Source organism: Caballeronia sp. ATUFL_F1_KS4A, assembly GCF_023630905.1.
Lineage (GTDB): Bacteria > Pseudomonadota > Gammaproteobacteria > Burkholderiales > Burkholderiaceae > Caballeronia > Caballeronia zhejiangensis.
The window spans coordinates 450,263-466,745 of record NZ_JALQEB010000029.1; the positions used below are offsets into that span (position 1 = coordinate 450,263).

At 62.8% G+C, this 16,483-nt stretch carries 15 protein-coding genes and 1 tRNA gene; 7 read left to right on the forward strand and 9 right to left on the reverse strand.

The window, feature by feature from the left end; translation table 11 throughout:
* Positions 1 to 58 precede the first annotated feature (58 nt).
* Positions 59 to 1,444 carry a glycosyltransferase family protein gene (locus tag NCS03_RS17290; RefSeq protein WP_250519902.1) on the forward strand — a complete coding sequence of 462 codons (1,386 nt, stop codon included), beginning with the start codon at positions 59 to 61 and terminating at the stop codon, positions 1,442 to 1,444.
* A gap of 7 nt (positions 1,445 to 1,451) precedes the next feature.
* On the opposite strand, the gene NCS03_RS17295 is transcribed toward NCS03_RS17290, so the two are convergent.
* Together NCS03_RS17295 and NCS03_RS17300 are read right to left on the reverse strand one after the other, a co-directional pair.
* Complete coding sequence (locus tag NCS03_RS17295) at positions 1,452 to 1,862, reverse strand: HPF/RaiA family ribosome-associated protein (protein WP_008353363.1); 411 nt, start codon at positions 1,860 to 1,862, stop codon at positions 1,452 to 1,454.
* A 94-nt stretch (positions 1,863 to 1,956) separates the two neighbouring features.
* Positions 1,957 to 2,838, reverse strand: coding sequence for a LysR family transcriptional regulator (locus NCS03_RS17300; RefSeq protein WP_008353361.1), 882 nt, complete (start codon positions 2,836 to 2,838; stop codon positions 1,957 to 1,959).
* Between the two features lie 123 nt (positions 2,839 to 2,961).
* On the opposite strand from NCS03_RS17300, the gene NCS03_RS17305 reads away from it, so the two are divergent.
* Together NCS03_RS17305 and NCS03_RS17310 are read left to right on the forward strand one after the other, a co-directional pair.
* Positions 2,962 to 3,747 (forward strand): TerC family protein, encoded by a 786-nt coding sequence (locus tag NCS03_RS17305; protein WP_008353360.1) that lies wholly within the window; start codon positions 2,962 to 2,964, stop codon positions 3,745 to 3,747.
* Positions 3,748 to 3,869: 122 nt separating this feature from the next.
* On the forward strand, positions 3,870 to 5,276 hold the full coding sequence (locus NCS03_RS17310) for a hypothetical protein (protein ID WP_250529464.1): 1,407 nt from the start codon (positions 3,870 to 3,872) through the stop codon (positions 5,274 to 5,276).
* Here NCS03_RS17310 and NCS03_RS17315 read toward each other — a convergent pair.
* Complete coding sequence (locus NCS03_RS17315) at positions 5,261 to 6,859, reverse strand: Na+/H+ antiporter (protein WP_175979337.1); 1,599 nt, start codon at positions 6,857 to 6,859, stop codon at positions 5,261 to 5,263. The two genes, NCS03_RS17310 and NCS03_RS17315, sit on opposite strands and share 16 nt — an antisense overlap.
* Before the next feature lie 135 nt (positions 6,860 to 6,994).
* Here NCS03_RS17315 and NCS03_RS17320 point away from each other — a divergent pair, with 135 nt between their 5' ends.
* Both NCS03_RS17320 and NCS03_RS17325 read left to right on the forward strand, forming a co-directional pair.
* Positions 6,995 to 7,219 (forward strand): hypothetical protein, encoded by a 225-nt coding sequence (locus NCS03_RS17320; RefSeq protein ID WP_008353357.1) that lies wholly within the window; start codon positions 6,995 to 6,997, stop codon positions 7,217 to 7,219.
* Positions 7,220 to 7,329: 110 nt separating this feature from the next.
* Complete coding sequence (locus NCS03_RS17325) at positions 7,330 to 9,168, forward strand: glycoside hydrolase family 15 protein (protein ID WP_175979338.1); 1,839 nt, start codon at positions 7,330 to 7,332, stop codon at positions 9,166 to 9,168.
* Between the two features lie 44 nt (positions 9,169 to 9,212).
* Here NCS03_RS17325 and NCS03_RS17330 read toward each other — a convergent pair whose 3' ends face one another.
* From NCS03_RS17330 to NCS03_RS17345, 4 genes are all read right to left on the reverse strand, one after another.
* A complete protein-coding gene (locus NCS03_RS17330; protein ID WP_008353355.1) occupies positions 9,213 to 10,154 on the reverse strand; it encodes an ABC transporter substrate-binding protein in 942 nt (313 codons plus the stop codon).
* A gap of 65 nt (positions 10,155 to 10,219) precedes the next feature.
* Positions 10,220 to 11,251, reverse strand: coding sequence for an ABC transporter permease (locus tag NCS03_RS17335; RefSeq protein ID WP_250529465.1), 1,032 nt, complete (start codon positions 11,249 to 11,251; stop codon positions 10,220 to 10,222).
* Positions 11,252 to 11,281: 30 nt separating this feature from the next.
* Positions 11,282 to 12,793, reverse strand: a complete 1,512-nt coding sequence (locus NCS03_RS17340) for a sugar ABC transporter ATP-binding protein (RefSeq protein ID WP_175979339.1) — start codon at positions 12,791 to 12,793, stop codon at positions 11,282 to 11,284.
* A gap of 54 nt (positions 12,794 to 12,847) precedes the next feature.
* Positions 12,848 to 13,576, reverse strand: coding sequence for a GntR family transcriptional regulator (locus tag NCS03_RS17345; protein ID WP_175979340.1), 729 nt, complete (start codon positions 13,574 to 13,576; stop codon positions 12,848 to 12,850).
* A 159-nt stretch (positions 13,577 to 13,735) separates the two neighbouring features.
* On the opposite strand from NCS03_RS17345, the gene NCS03_RS17350 reads away from it, so the two are divergent.
* Together NCS03_RS17350 and NCS03_RS17355 are read left to right on the forward strand one after the other, a co-directional pair.
* The gene (locus tag NCS03_RS17350; RefSeq protein ID WP_250529466.1) at positions 13,736 to 15,049 is read left to right on the forward strand and encodes an L-fuconate dehydratase; all 1,314 of its coding nucleotides are present in this window, start codon (positions 13,736 to 13,738) and stop codon (positions 15,047 to 15,049) included.
* Positions 15,050 to 15,283: 234 nt separating this feature from the next.
* Positions 15,284 to 15,360, forward strand: a tRNA-Val gene (locus tag NCS03_RS17355).
* A gap of 60 nt (positions 15,361 to 15,420) precedes the next feature.
* Here NCS03_RS17355 and NCS03_RS17360 read toward each other — a convergent pair.
* On the reverse strand, positions 15,421 to 15,639 hold the full coding sequence (locus tag NCS03_RS17360) for a hypothetical protein (protein WP_033536141.1): 219 nt from the start codon (positions 15,637 to 15,639) through the stop codon (positions 15,421 to 15,423).
* Between the two features lie 101 nt (positions 15,640 to 15,740).
* Positions 15,741 to 16,481: a DUF429 domain-containing protein gene (locus NCS03_RS17365; RefSeq protein WP_250529467.1), complete on the reverse strand. Its 741-nt coding sequence runs from the start codon at positions 16,479 to 16,481 to the stop codon at positions 15,741 to 15,743.
* Positions 16,482 to 16,483: the final 2 nt, after the last annotated feature.

Genomic DNA, 16,483 nt, shown 5'->3' on the forward strand with positions numbered 1-16,483 from the left:
CCATCCGGGCGGGTCGTCCGTATCTGCTCGCTTTCCGTCTTCCGACTGTTGAACCGCCATGGTGACTCTGGTTAGCTGTTTCTCCGATCGCAACGCGACATCATCGCTCGACAATCACATCGAATATTGCCGGCGCGCGAACGCGAAGCATCGTTTCGAGCCGATATCCGGCTGCGTCGATTCGCTCGAATTGCGCACGCTCTACAAATACCAGTTGCTGAACGACGTACTGCGGGAGGCCGAAGAGGGCGAACTCGTCATTTTCGCCACGGAAAACGCGTTGTTCCTCCGCTTTCACGACTTCGAGCCGATCATGGCGGACCGCGACGTCCTGGTCACGAAAGGGCATTTCGGCATCAACACCGAGATGTTCGTGCTGCGAAACAATGAAGAGAACCGGCGCATGATTCGTGGCTTCGCCGCGCAATGCCGCAAATACTTCGAATACGGCAAGTTCGTCACGGAAGAGGAACTGCTCGAAGCCCTGCCGACCGTGCCCGACTGGGACGACCTGAACGGCGTGGTGCCGATCGCGTCGATGTGGGCGAGCCAGCATCCGGATATTCGTGGCCGCGAAGTCGTCGCGGTGTCGATCGTCTACACGCCGCGCCTTTACAGCAAGTACGGGCCGCTGTGGCGCGCGGTGTTCGCGCGGCATGTGAGCGCGTGTCACGCGTCAGGCGATCTTCGCTTTTTCGACGATGCAGCGCCGATGTCGAGCGATTCGAACGAGCCGCTTTCGGTGTATCAGCCGGGACGTCCGATCGCGGTCGTGATGCTCTATACGCCCAACATCGCGAGCTATGCGCGCTTCGGCGAAGGGAGTCTGCGTGCGTACTGCGAGCAGCACGGTTATACGCTTTACGTGCATCGCGAAGTGCCGGCCGATTTCGGCCGCGATGCGTGCGGCAACTGGGCCAAGCCTTTTCTTCTCAGCAAGTACCTGCCGCAGCACGAATGGGTTTTCTGGATGGACGCGGACATCATCGCGATGAACCGGAGCGTGAAACTGGAGAAGTTCACCGAAGGGCGCGAACGCGTGCTGACCGCGGACATCTGCGGCTGGCGTTTCAATTCGGGCGTAATGGGCTTTCGCAACACCGAGGCGAATACGAACGTGCTCGACGCCGTGCTGGCGAAGGTGCGCGAGATCGAGGACATCCAGTACACGTTTTCGAGTCAGGGCGACCAGTATGTGTTCATGGAGCAACTGATCGCGCACGGTCTGTGTCCCGAGATGGATTCGCCCGAACTCGTGAGCTTTCGCGAACTGAACACGCCCTGGTATTACGCGGACCGGAACACGTTCCTCTGTCACTTTCACGGCCTGAGCACCGAGATGCGGGCGCTGTTCATGTCGATGGATTCGGTGCCGGAAGGCGGCTTCGAAGCCATCGAACATGCGGCGCCGCGCACGCCGCTCCTGATCCGCAAACCCGCGTGATCGCGGCTTACGCGCCGGCCATCTTTCTCATCAGGCGCACGCGGGGATCGACTGCTTCCTGCAGCGCCGGCTCCTCCGCGAAATGCCAGGCGAGGCTGCGCGCACGCACGCGGCGCGTCGGCTTGACGTGCTGACGCCGGCGCACCAGCGAGCGCACGGCGCGCCCCAGCGCCAGATCGATGGCTCCGCGCCAGTCGCGCGCAATCGACGTCGCGACGACCTTGTTTTCCCGATTCAACTGCACTTCCACCTGACAGCGCTTGTCGACGCCGCCGCGCGGCCCGTTGATGTCCGACAAGCTGACGGTCGCCTTCGAGATCAGCCACGCGAGACGGCGAAAGACGAATTCGCTGCGCGCTTTCGCAAGCTCGTGCATCGCAATGGCTTCGGGGTCGCGGGACTTGAACAGGACTTTCATTGACGCCTCCTCGTTGAACATGGATTCAGCGTAAAGGCCGGTCGCGATCCGAAAAAGCAGATTGAACGGAACGTGAGCTTCGAAAAAACCGAAGTTAGCTCGTGGCTCGCGCAAGCACCTGCTGAGTCAACGGATGATGCCGTCCGCGCCGCGACACGATCGCGTGCACTTCCTCTTTCACGTCCGGCGAGCGGCCGAGCCAGCGCAGTCCGCGCAACAGCGGCGCATCGCCCGCGCCGAATTCCGCGAGCGGAAACACCCCGAGGCCGCGCGCGCCGAACACGGCCATCAGCGCACTGTCCTCGAATTCGCCGACGATGCGCGGCGCGATACCTTGCGCCTCCAGCCATCGATCGAGCCTTGCCCGCAGCGACGAATGGCCGGTCGGCAAAAGAATGGGCAGCGACGCGAGACTTTCAGGGAAACGATCGATCGCGCTCTTGCGCACGATCGAAGCCGGCCCGTACCAGTCGACCGGCGAGGCGATCAGCCGCTCGCTCGTGAGACGCAGATTGTGATTGTGCGGCGCGGGGTGGCTCGCGAGCACGAGATCGAGCCGATGCAGCGCCAGTTCGCCGAGCAGTTCGTCGGTCTCGCCTTCGTGACACAGAAGACGCAGCGACGGATTGCCGAGCACTGGCGCGAGCAGCGCGTGCGCAGCAAGCTTCGAAATGCCATCCGACAGGCCGACCGCGAGACGCGCGAGCGCGCCGCTCGCCGCCTCGCGCACTTCGTCCTGAATCGACTGCCCAATATGAAAGATTTCCTCCGCACGCGCGAAGGCCACCTGTCCCGCTTCGGTCATCGTGACGCCGCGGCCTTCCGGCTTGAGCAGTTGATGCCCGAGCGATTTTTCCAGCTCACGCACTTGCGCGCTGATGGTTTGAACCGCCATGTCGAGCCGTTCCGCTGCGCGCGCGAACCCGCCTTCCTTCACGACAACCCAGAAATAATGCAGATGACGATAGTTGAGCATGTGCCGTGCGTCCTTTTCGATACATCGAAAAAACCGAAGTAGGGCTTCGATTATCGCTGATTTTTTCGAGTACGAGTTCAGCCGATCATGGCGCGATACGTTCAATCAAAAACCCTGTTACTCATGGAATATCTCCTTTCGCTCGCCGCCGATCCCGCCGTCTGGGCCGCGCTCGTCACGCTGATCGTGATGGAAGTCGTGCTCGGCATCGACAATCTCGTCTTCATTTCGATTCTCAGCAACAAGCTGCCCGTGGCGCAACGCGCGCGCACGCAGCGCATCGGCATCATGCTCGCGCTCGTCATGCGGCTCGCGCTGCTCGGCACGGTCGCGTGGATCGCGCAACTGACCACGCCGGTGTTCTCCATGTTCGATCATGCGTTCTCGTGGCGCGACATCATCCTGCTCGCGGGCGGCCTGTTCCTCGTCTGGAAGGCGACGACGGAGATGCGTCATCACGTCGGACGCGAGCACGATGTCGTGCCCGGCGTCGCGTCGAGCGTCGGCGGCATGACGGCGTGGGCTGCGATCGGCCAGATCCTGCTGCTCGATCTCGTGTTTTCCGTCGACAGCATCATTACGGCGGTCGGCATGACCGAGCATCTGCCGATCATGTTTATCGCCGTCATCTTCGCCGTCGCGACAATGCTGTTCGCCGCGCAACCGCTCTCGCGTTTCATCGAACGCAATCCGACGGTCGTGACGCTCGCGCTCTCGTTCCTGCTCGTGATCGCGATGACGCTGATCGCCGAGGGTTTCGGCACGCACGTGCCGAAGGGCTACATCTACGCGGCGATGGGCTTCGCGGGATTCGTCGAAGGTTTGAACCTGCTTGCAAGGCGCGCGAAGGGCAAGCGCGAGGCGAGCGTTCCCGCGCGTAATTCCGCTTGCTTCTCGTCGTCCGAGTGACTACGTTATTCGTTAGCGAACGTCTAAGTTCTTTCGGGTCCCGAAATAATCAACCGACAAATTCGCGCGCGTCGCGGCCATGGCGACCAATCGTCGGCGGAATGCAGGCGACAGGAGCGAAGATGAGCCCGCATTGGGAGATCGGCACGGTGAGCGAAGCGTTCGAGCCCATCGCGCGGATCGATCCATACATCGTGTGGGCGCACGCGACGCGCTATCGCGATCTCGGCGGCATGCCGCGCGGCCGAATTCCCATCGCCATCGAGATGAAGCAGGGCGGCGAGACCGCGCAGCAGTTCGCGCAGACGATCGAGCGTAACGGCTGGCAACGCTGGATCTGGATGTCGGCGCTCTATCGCGATCCGCCCGCGGGGCTCGAAGCGACGCGCTTCTGCACGGCTCACGTGACGCGCGAATTCTTCGCGCATCTGAACACCGATCTCGCGGGCAAGTTCGAGCGCTTCACGGAGGCGCTGGCGATTCCAACGCACGTCGATGCGCGTACGGAACGCGTGCCTGCCGATCATGCACCGATGCGCGAAGGGCTGGGCAATGCGATCGTCGGCGTGTGCGATGAAGATATCGCGTTCACGCATCCGCGATTCTCCGAGGATGCAAACGGAACGCGCACGCGCTTTCAATGCTTCTGGAATCAGAACCATCCCGCCGACTCCGCAGCCGGGCTCGGTTACGGAAGCGAGCTGCTCAAACATCAGATGGACGCGCTTCTGGGCGACGCGCGCCTTCATGCGGAAGCGGCGGGCGCATGCATGTACGATCCGTCGCGCACGAAATCGACAGCCGTTTGCGACGCGCCCTTGCCGATGATCGGCGTGCAACTCAAACGACGCTATCGCACGATGCGCGACGCGTTCGGCCCTTGCCCCGATGCGGAAGTACTCGACGCCGTCCGCTATGTCGTGCAGCGCGCGCAGGACATCGGCAGTGCGGCGTGTCATGCGCTCGTCAGTCTGAATATCGGCAATGTCGCGTGGCAGCAGGACGGCAGCTCGCTCATCGAATGCGCGCTCGACGAACTGATGGACAGCGGCGCATGCTCGGTCGTGCTTCCCTCCGGCAATGTCGACTTGTCGCGCTGTCGCGGTGCATCGACGCTCGCGGAGCGCGCGGAATCGGAGTGGCGCTGGCGCGTGCGCGCGCATTCCGAATCGCCGAGTCTCGCGGAAATCTGGCTGTCGACCGATGATGGAACGCCTGGCGTCGACGTGCAGATCGTGCCGCCCGACGACGTCGCGAGTGCATGGATCGGGCTCGGCAACGTCGGCACGTTTACGCGCGGCGGCGATCCCGTGTGCACCGTCGTGCATCTCGGGCGCGGCGCGCGCGGCGAAGGGCACATGATCCTCGTCGCGCTCGCGCCGACCGCCACGCGCAGCGGCGTGCGCCGCGCGACCGCGGGCGAGTGGCTCATCCGCCTGAGGAACAACGGGCGCGCGACCGTCACGGCCTATGCGTGGATGCAGTGCGACGAAACATGGGCGCGCGATCCTGCTCAACCGCGCGCATGAAGCGCGATGATCTCCTGAAGATCGAGGTCGTGCTCCAGCGAATGCAGAAGCTCGTCGTGGATTTCCCCCGCGCGATGCATCCGCAGCAACTCCGTGCGCCCGGCGGCAATCGCGGCGAGCACGACGTCGTAGTGCGCGTGGCGGGCATCCGTCGGGAACTCCTCCATGTCCTCGAAGCGCTTCGTGAGTCCCGCGCGATACGTGTATTGCTCGAGCAGTCGCGGATGGATCACATTGCCATCGGCGTCGTGCACCAGTGGCTGGATCGCCGCCAGTTGCGCGGTCTCCATGCGCGCCCACGCCTGCGGCTCGCTGAGATGGCGTGACGAGCGCTCGTGACCGCGCGTGAGCGACAACAGCGCGATGAGCGGGCCGATTGTCGCGCCCTGAAGGAGCACGGTGACGAGAATCACCGCGAAGCCGGCAAAGACAATCAGATCGCGGCCGGGCATCGTCTCGGGCAACGAAAGTGCGACGGCAAGCGTCACCACGCCGCGCATGCCGGCCCAACTGACGACCGTGGCCGCGCGCCAGTCGGGAACGCCTGCGGCGTCCGCGCGCTTGCGTCCGGTGACAGTCCACGCGAGCCACTTCATCGCCTCGACGCCGAACACCCAGACAAAGCGCGAGAGGATCACGACCGCGATCACCGCCGCCGTCGCGGGTCCGAGGAGAGAGAATGCATCGCCGACGCCACCGAGCCGCACCGCGATGCCGCGCAGCGACAGTCCGATCAGCACGAACACGAGCGCTTCCAGCACGAACACGACAACCTGCCAGAACGCCGTGCCGCGCATGCGCTGCGCCGCCGTGAACACTTCGTGCTGGTGCCAGCCGACGACCATGCCGCACGTGACCGTCGCGATGACGCTCGATACGCCGAGCTCCTCGCCCGCGATATAGCTGACCCACGACGTCAGCATCGACGTGGTGATGACGAGGTAATCGTCCTCGAGCGCGCGCATGAGCTTCACCGCGATGAAGCCCGCGACGATCCCGACGACGATGCCGCCGATCGCCAGCCCCGCGAAGCTCGCGACGGCGCGTGGCGCGCTGAACACGCCGCTCATCGCGGCCACGAGCGCGAAGCGGAAGAGCACGAGGCCGGCGGCGTCGTTGAGCAGGCTTTCGCCTTCGAGCAGCACCATCAGCCGACGCGGCAGCGCGACGCGCTCGAGCACGGCCTTGGCGGCGACCGCGTCGGGCGGCGAGACGACCGCGCCGAGCGCGAAGCACGCGGCCCAGGGAAGTTGCGGCACGACGAGATGTACCGCGACGCCGACGACGAGCGTCGTGAACGCGACCGCGCCGATCGCGAGCAGCAGAATGCCGCTCAGGTTCCGCTTGAAGTCGTCCCACACGAAGAAGTACGCGCCGTACATCAGGAGCGGCGGCAGGAACACGACGAGCACGAGCTCCGGGTCGAGCTCGAATTGCGGCAGGCCCGGCACGAACGCCATCGCGACGCCGCCGACGAGCAGTGCGGCCGCGGGTGGCAGGCGCACGCGCTTGGCGAGCACTTCGAGCGCGATGATGGCGATCAAGGAGACGAGCACCAGATTGAATGCCGTAGCGGCGTGCATGGAATGTCCTCGGATTGTTTGGGATTTTTTTGCGGCAGTGCGCGGCGGCCCACGCAGATGACACGCCTCGCGCTGCTACCATCGACGCGGGACCGGGCCGCGAGCCGGGGTCATCGTATCCGAAAGGGAGGAGTAATGAGACGAAAGTCGTCGGGCGTGGCTGTGGCGGCCGTTCTGGTGGGCGTCGCCGTGGCGGCTGTGGTCTATATCGCGAGCTTCGGCCGTTCGCGTCATGCGGATGCCCCCGTGCCGACGCCTTCCGTGCTCGCCGCGCAAGACGGCGCCGCGAGCGCGGCCGCTTTCGGCGACGCGCCGAAGCATCCGGAGACCGCACCGGGCGACCGGACCGCCGCGCGCTGATTCGCACTGTCTAGCGTTTGTCGCACGCATCGTAGCGGTCGCGTTCGACAGGAATATGACTTGCTCGATTTCCGACGATGTCATTCCACGCTCGTCGGGAGCACTTCGCGATGGGACACCATCCTGAGCAGATTCCACCGGCCGCGCTGCCCGTCGACGGGCGCGGCATGATCGGCAACATGAAGACGGCGGCGCTCGTGTCGCTTTGCGGCGCGATCGACTTCATGTGTTTCCCGCGCATCGACTCGCCCACGGTCTTCGCCGCGCTGCTCGATGGCGATCGCGGCGGCGCTTTCGCCATCACGCCGCGCGCGCCCAACGCGAACGTCAAGCAGATGTATCTGCCCGAAACGAACGTGCTCCTCACGCGTTTCATGACCGGCGACGGCGTGTGCGAGCTGCTCGATCTGATGCCGGTCGCATCGAACGCGACGCGCGCCGATGCGTTGCCGAACTGCGTGCTGCGCATCGTGCGACTCGTCTTCGGACGCATGACGCTCGACGTGCGCTGCGATCCGCGCTTCGATTACGCGCGCGCGAAGCACACGGCCCATGCGGTGGAGAAGGGCGTCGAATTCATGCGCGACGACGGTGCGCCGTCGTTGCGGCTGCGCTCGAATGTGCCGCTTACGATCGACGGCCAGAGCGCATGCGCGACGCTGAATTTGGAAGAAGGCGCTTGCGCCTGCTTCGTGCTCGGCGAGGCCGAAGGGCTCGCCGACATCGACGCGAATCACGACTCGATCCTCACCGAGACCATCGATTACTGGAAGGAATGGTCGTCGCGTTCGACGTATCGCGGGCGCTATCGCGAAGTCGTGCTGCGCTCGGCGTTGACCTTGAAGATGTTGAGTTCGGAAGAATTCGGCGCGATCGTCGCCGCGCCGACCTTCGGCTTGCCCGAGGCGCAGGACGGTTCGCGCCGCTGGGATTATCGCTTCACGTGGATACGCGACGCCGCGTTCTCCGTCTACGCGCTGCTGCGCCTCGGCTACACCGGCGAGGCGGAACGCTTCATGAAGTGGATCGCCGAGCGCAGCCGCGATTGCAGCGCGCACGGCCAGTTGCGTGTGATGTATTCCGTCGATGGCGCCGACGCGCCCGAAGAAAGCGAGCTGAAGAGTCTCGTCGGCGAAGTGCCGGGACGGATCGTGATCGGCAACGGAGCGCGCGAGCAGGTTCAGCTCGATGTCTACGGCGCGCTGCTCGATTCCGTCTATCTCTACAACAAGTACGGCGCGGCCATCTCCTACGATGGCTGGCGTCACGTGACGCGCACAGTCGATTACGTCGTCGAACACTGGCGCGAGCCGGACAACGGCATCTGGGAGTTCCGCAACGGCACGCGCGCATTGTTGCATTCGCGTCTGATGTGCTGGGTGACGGTGGATCGCGCGCTGCGGCTTGCAGAAAAGCGCTCGTTGCCCGCGCCGCTTGCGCGCTGGTTCGAAACGCGCGATGAAATCCATCGCGACATTCACGAACAGTTCTGGAACGACGACATCGAGAGTTTCGTGCAGACGCCCGGCTCCGACACGCTCGACGCCTCTGCATTGATGATGCCGCTCGTGCGCTTCATCGGCCCGAAAGATCCGCGCTGGATCGGCACGCTCGATGCAATCGGCCGCGAGTTGCGCGTCGATCCGCTGATCTTCCGCTATACGCGCGGCTCGACGCTCGATGGCTTGCCCGGCACCGAGGGCGGCTTCTCCGCGTGCTCGTTCTGGTATGCGGAGGCGCTCGCGCGCGCCGGACGTGTCGACGAAGGCCGGCTCGTGTTCGAGAAGATGCTCGCCTACGCGAATCATCTCGGGCTCTTCTCGGAGGAAGTGGCGACGAGCGGCGAGGCGCTCGGCAATTTTCCGCAGGCGCTGACGCATCTCGCGCTCATCAGCGCGGCGTATCAGCTCGACAGGAATCTCGATCGCGTGCACGTTCCCTGGACGTGATCGCATGAAGAGAAGAGGACGGGCGCGACCCCGTCCTTTGCCGATCAGTCGTACAGCACGGCGGCGATCTTCGGATCGTTCATGTTGGACTTGTCGTACCAGTAGAAGCCGGTATCGACCTTCTTCGGCAGCTTTTCGCCCTTGAGCGCCTTCATCGCCGAATCGACGACGCACCTGCCGATGCCGACCGGATTCTGCGTGATCGCACCCGCCATGAGGCCCGACATGATGTCTTCCTTCTGCTCCTTGCCCGAGTCGTAGCCAATCAGCACGAGCTTCTTGCCCGATTCCTTGATGCCGATAGCCGCGCCCGCGGCCGAACCTTCATTGGCGCCGAAGATGCCCTTGATGTTCGGATTGGCCTGAATCATCGCCTTCGCGATCTCCGCCGACTTCAGATGATCGCCGCCGCCATACTGCACCGATACGATCTTGATGTTCGGATGCTTGGACTTCATCTGATTGAGGAAGCCGTCGCGCCGGTCGATGCCGGTGCGGCTCGTCTGATCGTGAACGATGACGCCCACTTCGCCCGCATTGCCGATGGCTTCGGCCATCTTGTCGGCGGCGAGCGCGGCGGCGGCGAGATTGTCGGTGGCGCAGGTGGTGAGCGGAATGTCGCTATCCACGCCCGAGTCGAATGCGATCACCGGAATCTTCTGGTTCTGCGCCCGCTTGAGCAGCGGAACGGCGGCCTTGCTGTCGAGCGCGGCAATGCCGATCGCCTGCGGCTTCTTCGCGAGCGCTGCGGAGAGCATGTCGATTTGCTTGTCGACCATCGCTTCGGTTTCGGGGCCTTCGAACGTGATGCGCGCTTTCTGCTCTTTCGCGGCCTGTTCCGCGCCCGATTTCACGGCTTGCCAGAACTGATGCTGGAAGCCTTTCGATATCAGCGGAATATACGGCTCGTCCGCATACGCGGCGCTCGTTGCGCCGACGAGCGCGCCCGCTCCGATCAGTGCGCCGATGATTCTTCTTTTCAGCATGATGGATCTCCTCCAAAGGTCAGGTTATCGATTTGTGCTCGCCGTGCGAGCTTTGATGCTCCCTGTCACGCTCCGCCTTTCTTGCGCCGCAGAATGTCCGCATACACCGCGAGAATGATGATGAGGCCGGTCACGACGATCTGCCATTCCTGAGCGACCGACATGATGCGCAAGCCGTTGGTCAGCACGCTCATGATGAACGCGCCGATGATCGTGCCGAGTATCGTTCCCGAGCCGCCCGATAGCGACGTGCCGCCGATGACGACCGCCGCGATCGCATCGAGTTCGTAGCCTTGTCCGAGCGCGGGCTGCGCCGAATTCAGCCGCGAGGCGATAAGCAGTCCGGCGATGCCGCAAATCGCGCCGCCCAGACCGTAGATGGCGATCTTCCATCGGTCCACGTTCACGCCCGAAAGACGCACCGCTTCCTCGTTGCTGCCGAGCGCGAACGTATAGCGCCCGAGCGCGGTGCGATTGAGCGTGATGGCGCTCGCGATCGCGAGAAAGAACAGGATCAGCACCGCGTTCGGAATCGGCACGCTCGGCAGGAAAAAACCGATCAGCGAGTCCTGCGAGATCATGTAGAAGTTTTCGGTGTCGGTGAAGTAGATCGGCTTGTCGGACGCGACGACGAGCGACAAGCCCTTCAGCAGCATCATCATGCCGAGCGTCGCGATGAAGGGCGGGATCTTCATCTTCGCGGTCAGCGTGCCCGAGATGGTTCCGCATATCGCGCCGGTGACGATCGCGGCGATCACGCCAATCCACATCGGCAAATGCCAGTAGGTGAGGAACACGCCGCATATCACTGCGGTGAAGGTCATCAACGTGCCGACGGACAAGTCGATGCCGCCCGTGATGATGACGAACGTGGCCGCGATCGCGAGCACGCCGTTGACCGCCGTCGCCTGCAGGATGCCGAGGATGTTGTCCATCTGCATGAACGCGGGCGACGCGAAGCTGAAGAACGCCAGCAGCAGGATGAGGCTCGCGAACGCCAGCAGCTTCTGCAATGCAGTAGGCGAAAACACGCGCGCGCGCAGGCCGCCAATGCGTCGTTCGTTGGTGAGCGGCGCGGTATCCGTGGGTTGTGTCATGAGTTGACCTCGTGTGTTCGAAAGTCCGGCTTATGCCGCTTGCAAAGATTCGCGCCGCGTCGCGAGCTGCATGATGCGCTCTTGCGTCGCTTCGCCCGATGACAGCTCTCCGGTGATGCGCCCCTCGCACATCACGACGATGCGATCGCTCATGCGCAGCACTTCCGGAAGCTCCGACGAAATCATCACGATGGCCTTTCCTTCCTGCGCCAGCGCGCGCAACAGCTTGTAGATCTCGCTCTTCGCGCCGACATCGATGCCGCGCGTCGGCTCGTCGAAGAACAGCACGTCGCAATCGCGCTCGAGCCACTTCGCGATGACGATCTTCTGCTGATTGCCGCCCGAAAGCAGGCGCGCGGGCTGAGTAGGCGAGGGCGTGCGGATCGCGAGCAGCTTGATGAAATGCGCGGCCGTCTTGCGAATCTTCGCGCGGCGCAGGAACATGCGGCCCGCGAGAAACTTGCCGAGGTTCGACATCACGATGTTCGATTCGACGTCCATGCCCGTTGCGAGACCGAAGCGCTTGCGGTCTTCCGACAGGTAGCCGATGCCGCGCTTCACCGCATCGCTCGGCTTTCTGATCGCGGCCTTCGCGCCTTTGACGAAAATCTCTCCTGATTCCACCGGGTCCGCGCCGAACACCGCGCGCGCGACTTCGGTGCGACCCGCGCCCATCAGGCCGGCGAAGCCGAGGATTTCACCGCGATGCAACTTGAAACTGACGTCCCGTACCAGCGGCCCGGCGTTCAGATGACGCACCTCGAGCGCCACTTCGCCCTGATGCGCGCCGCCGAGAAACGACGTGAGGTCGGTGAGCGTTCTGCCGACCATCATGCCGATGATCGTCTCGACGCTCGTCTCATGCGTGTTCACGGTCGCGACATATTCGCCGTCGCGCATCACGGTCACGCGATCGGAAATCTGCTTCAACTCGTCCATCTTGTGCGAGATATAGACGATGCCGACACCGCGCTCCTTCAATTGCCGGATGATGCGAAACAGCTCGGCGATTTCCGCATCGTTGAGCGCGGAAGTCGGCTCGTCCATGATGAGCACGCGCGATTCGAAGGACAGCGCCTTGGCGATCTCGACCATCTGCTGGCTCGCGACCGTGAGCGTGCCGACGACAGTGCGCGGATCGAGATTCACATGCATGCGTGCGAGAATCGCGCGGGCGTCGTCGTTGAGCTTGTCTTCGTCGAGCAACAAGCCCATGAGCTTGCGAGGCTCGCGGCCGATGAAGATGTTCTGCGCGATCGTCAGATGATTCATCAGTTGCAGTTCCTGATGAATGATACCGATGCCCGATGCCTGCGCCTCGCGTGGACTCGTGAAGTCGACCGGCTTGCCGTCGACGAACATGTCGCCGGAATCGCGCGTGTACACGCCCGCGAGAATCTTCATGAGCGTGGACTTGCCCGCGCCGTTTTCGCCCATCAACGCATGGACCTCGCCCGGCATGACGTCGAAGCGCACTTCATGCAGCGCGCGCACGCCCGGAAAGCGCTTGCTCAACTGATTGACGGAGATGAGGGGTGTCATGGATGTGGCATGAATGCTCGGTTTCGTTGGACCTGTCATACGTGCGTCGAACGGCTATGGCGCGAACTGGTCGGGCCGTTCCTGCGCCGAACGGCGCAATTCCGCGACGACCTGATCGAGATGATCGTGCATCGCCTTCGCGGCAGTGTCGGCGTCGCCGCTGCGAATGGCGTCGAAGATGCGTTCGTGTTCATCGAGCGTATGGACGAGGCGCTCCGGACTCGCGAGAAGCTGTCTCGCGCGATCGAGCGCGCTGCGCGACACGGCGACGATCTCCTTCACGCGCGGCAGGTTGATCGCGTCGAGCAGGATTTCGTGGAAGGCGAGATCGAGCGTATGGAAGGCGAGACGCTGATCGGTCTTCAGCATCATCCGTTGCTGTTCGAGATTGAGCGCGAGCGCGTCGAGCGTCGCGGCCTCGCGAATGCGGGCGACGCCGCGCACCGTCTCGACTTCGAGCGCGCTGCGAATGAACAGATGCTGATGAATGTCTTCGAGCGCGATGGGCTTCACGCGCGTGCCGCGCTGCGGCAACACTTCGACAAGACCTGCGTGCTCGAGCCGGGCCAGCGCGGCGGAAACCGGAAATCGCGAGACGCCCATGCGCTCGCAGACGGCCAGTTTGTCGATCATCATCCCAGGCTCCAGCGCCAGCGTGACGATAGCTTCCCGCAACGCTGCCTCGACTGCATCGGTCAGGCTGCCGCGTTCGCCGCTGCCGATCTTGTGCAGTGCATCATAGGGAGTGCTGACGGTCGTCGCTGTATCGAGAGACGTGTTCACCGGCGCTTGATTTTCGAGATGGATGCTAGCATGCTAGAAAGCATCGACGGCGTTGTCAACGCGTGCATATGCCTAGTTCGAAGATTGGGACGTAGCGACTTTTTCATCGGTTAAATCGCAGACTCGACTTGGTCGACGACGCTTTCGGAGGGCGTTCATATGACGACGATCACCAGGCTGTCCGTGAGGGACATTCGCTTTCCCACATCGCGTTCGCTCGATGGCTCGGATGCGATGAACGCGGCGCCGGACTATTCCGCTACCTACGTCACGCTCGAAACCGATTCACCGGAAGGGCACACGGGCCACGGCCTGACGTTCACGATCGGCCGTGGCAACGAGATCTGCGTGGCGGCCGTGAATGCGCTGGCGCCGCAAATCGTAGGGAAGAAGCTCGCGGACATCACCGCGAACATGGGTGCGTTCTGGCGTGAATTCACGTCGGATAGCCAGTTGCGGTGGATCGGCCCGGACAAGGGCGCGATCCATCTCGCGACGGCCGCGGTCGTCAACGCGGCATGGGACCTGTGGGCGAAGTCGGAGGGCAAGCCGGTGTGGAAGCTGCTCGTCGACATGACGCCGGAAGAGCTCGTGCGTTGCCTCGACTTCCGTTACGTGACCGACGCCATCACGCCGTATGAGGCTATCGCGATTCTGAAGCGTCATGAAAAGACGCGCGGCGAACGTGTGAAGGAAATGCTCGAACAAGGTTATCCGGGCTATACGACGTCGGCGGGCTGGCTTGGCTACGACGACGACAAGATCCGCCGGCTCGCGCGTGAAGGCGTCGCGCAAGGATGGACGCATTTCAAGCAGAAGGTCGGCGGAAACATCGAGGAAGACGTGCGGCGCGCGCGCATCTTGCGTGAAGAGATCAGCGAAAAATCGAAGCTGATGATGGACGCCAATCAGGTATGGGACGTCGACGAAGCGGTGACCAACATGCGACGTCTCGCGGAGTTCAATCCATGGTGGATCGAAGAGCCGACGAGTCCCGACGATGTGCTCGGGCACGCGGCCATCCGCCAGCGCCTGAGTCCGCTGATCGGCGTCGCGACGGGCGAGCACTGCCAGAACCGCGTGATGTTCAAGCAGCTATTGCAGGCCGAGGCGATCGACTTCTGTCAGATCGACAGTTGCCGTCTTGGCGGGCTGAACGAGGTGATCGTCGTGCTGCTGATGGCGGCGAAGTTCGGCGTGCCGGTGTGTCCGCATGCGGGCGGCGTCGGGCTGTGTGAGTACGTGCAGCACATTTCGATCTTCGACTATGTTTGCGTGTCGGCGTCGCTGGAGAATCGCGTGCTCGAATATGTCGATCATCTGCACGAGCATTTTGTCGATCCGGTCGTGATCCGCAATGGGCGATACATGCCGCCGCAGAAACCGGGCTACAGCATCGAGATGAAAGCGTCGTCGCTCGACAGGCATCGCTTTCCGGACGGTGAGGCGTGGCAGGGTTTGAAAAGGAGTTGATGATCGTTTGGCTACGGGCCATGCGGGGTGATACCGGCGGCTCGTGGCGGCTGACGCGCGGTATGGCTGCGGTGTTTCCCACTTGGGACCTACAAATAACTCCGATAATTTGTGTTATGTAAACTGACGAAGTTGCGGTCGAGCGGTCTTCACGTCCGAAAAATCCTCGATCAAAAATTTTCGCCTGAGAATCCCCACAACGCGAAACTTTCCCCTATAATTCGCGGCTTCCGTAGGCTCGTAGCTCAGCTGGTTAGAGCACCACCTTGACATGGTGGGGGTCGTTGGTTCGAGTCCAATCGAGCCTACCAACGACATCCAGACGCACCGTCGCGATCGTATCGCCACGGTGCGTTTTCATTTCAGGCGCGTCAGTCCCAGCAGTTGCGGAACGCCACCGCGACGATCACCGGCACCGTCAGCACGAGCGGAATCGCGAAGTACGGCACTTCGAGATGGACGATCCACGTATAGATCAACCAGGCGACGCCCAATGCGAGCGTGGCAAGTCCGATGAGCGCCGTCAGCACGTTGAGCGTGCGTGGCGTCATCCGCTTGCGGGAGGCTTCTTTGCCCGACGGAGTTTCCATGGCAGCGGGCGCATTCGAGCGCGATACGAGTACGTCTCAATTTTATACCGCCGTGCTCGCCGTCGTATTTCGAATTCTTTTGACGAAACCGTCCGCCAACATCAGCAATGAATGGCCATGGGAAGACTTTCCGAATCGAACTCGATGTCGTCGGGCAGACGGAATGTCGTTGCCGAAACGATTCGGCGCGCGGTCCATAACGCCGCGAATGCGTCGAGCACATCGTCCAGCGACGCTTGCGCGGGCTTGCGCGCCGCGAGCGCCGTATCGATCGAGCCGCCGAAGCATCGCACGAGCAACGCGCGACGCAATGCGAATCCCGATGCAATCGCCTTGCTTTCGCGCAGGCCGTGCGCCGGACCGCCCTGCTCCATTCGCAGATGCATGAAGCTCAACTCGGGATGCACTTCGAAGACGCGCACATCATCATCGGCGAGCGTGCGCAGCATGTCATCGACTTCTGCAATCTTGTTGCGAAGGTGAAATGCCTGAATGGAGATTCGTTTTCCGGTGACGGCCTGATTGACCGCACACGCTTCTTCATAGCTCGACGAGACTAAAGCCGCGCGAATCGGCGGCGTAAAGACAGAGCTTGCGCGCGGACGTCCGAGTATTTTTCGAGCGAGCGTGTCACACGTCCGAACGCCATTCGATGAAAGACCGATCGGCATATCCACAGCAACGATAGCATTCGCGCGCTTCCATTCGAGCAGATCTTCGAAGCGGCCGATAACTTTCGTCGCGATCGTTCCGGTGCGACCGCATTGCTTCGCGACGAACCAGCCCGCCTTGCAGCCATCGACTCCGTACAGATCGGCATGTACATCGCGCTTAATGTTCATGC

Excerpts from the sequence above, each read along its gene's own strand:
- NCS03_RS17290 (WP_250519902.1), top strand. The coding sequence starts at position 59 with ATGGTGACTCTGGTTAGCTGTTTCTCCGATCGCAACGCGACATCATCG.
- NCS03_RS17295 (WP_008353363.1), bottom strand. The coding sequence starts at position 1,862 with ATGAAAGTCCTGTTCAAGTCCCGCGACCCCGAAGCCATTGCGATGCAC.
- NCS03_RS17300 (WP_008353361.1), bottom strand. The coding sequence starts at position 2,838 with ATGCTCAACTATCGTCATCTGCATTATTTCTGGGTTGTCGTGAAGGAA.
- NCS03_RS17305 (WP_008353360.1), top strand. The coding sequence starts at position 2,962 with ATGGAATATCTCCTTTCGCTCGCCGCCGATCCCGCCGTCTGGGCCGCG.
- NCS03_RS17310 (WP_250529464.1), top strand. The coding sequence starts at position 3,870 with ATGAGCCCGCATTGGGAGATCGGCACGGTGAGCGAAGCGTTCGAGCCC.
- NCS03_RS17315 (WP_175979337.1), bottom strand. The coding sequence starts at position 6,859 with ATGCACGCCGCTACGGCATTCAATCTGGTGCTCGTCTCCTTGATCGCC.
- NCS03_RS17320 (WP_008353357.1), top strand. The coding sequence starts at position 6,995 with ATGAGACGAAAGTCGTCGGGCGTGGCTGTGGCGGCCGTTCTGGTGGGC.
- NCS03_RS17325 (WP_175979338.1), top strand. The coding sequence starts at position 7,330 with ATGGGACACCATCCTGAGCAGATTCCACCGGCCGCGCTGCCCGTCGAC.
- NCS03_RS17330 (WP_008353355.1), bottom strand. The coding sequence starts at position 10,154 with ATGCTGAAAAGAAGAATCATCGGCGCACTGATCGGAGCGGGCGCGCTC.
- NCS03_RS17335 (WP_250529465.1), bottom strand. The coding sequence starts at position 11,251 with ATGACACAACCCACGGATACCGCGCCGCTCACCAACGAACGACGCATT.
- NCS03_RS17340 (WP_175979339.1), bottom strand. The coding sequence starts at position 12,793 with ATGACACCCCTCATCTCCGTCAATCAGTTGAGCAAGCGCTTTCCGGGC.
- NCS03_RS17350 (WP_250529466.1), top strand. The coding sequence starts at position 13,736 with ATGACGACGATCACCAGGCTGTCCGTGAGGGACATTCGCTTTCCCACA.
- NCS03_RS17360 (WP_033536141.1), bottom strand. The coding sequence starts at position 15,639 with ATGGAAACTCCGTCGGGCAAAGAAGCCTCCCGCAAGCGGATGACGCCA.
- NCS03_RS17365 (WP_250529467.1), bottom strand. The coding sequence starts at position 16,481 with ATGAACATTAAGCGCGATGTACATGCCGATCTGTACGGAGTCGATGGC.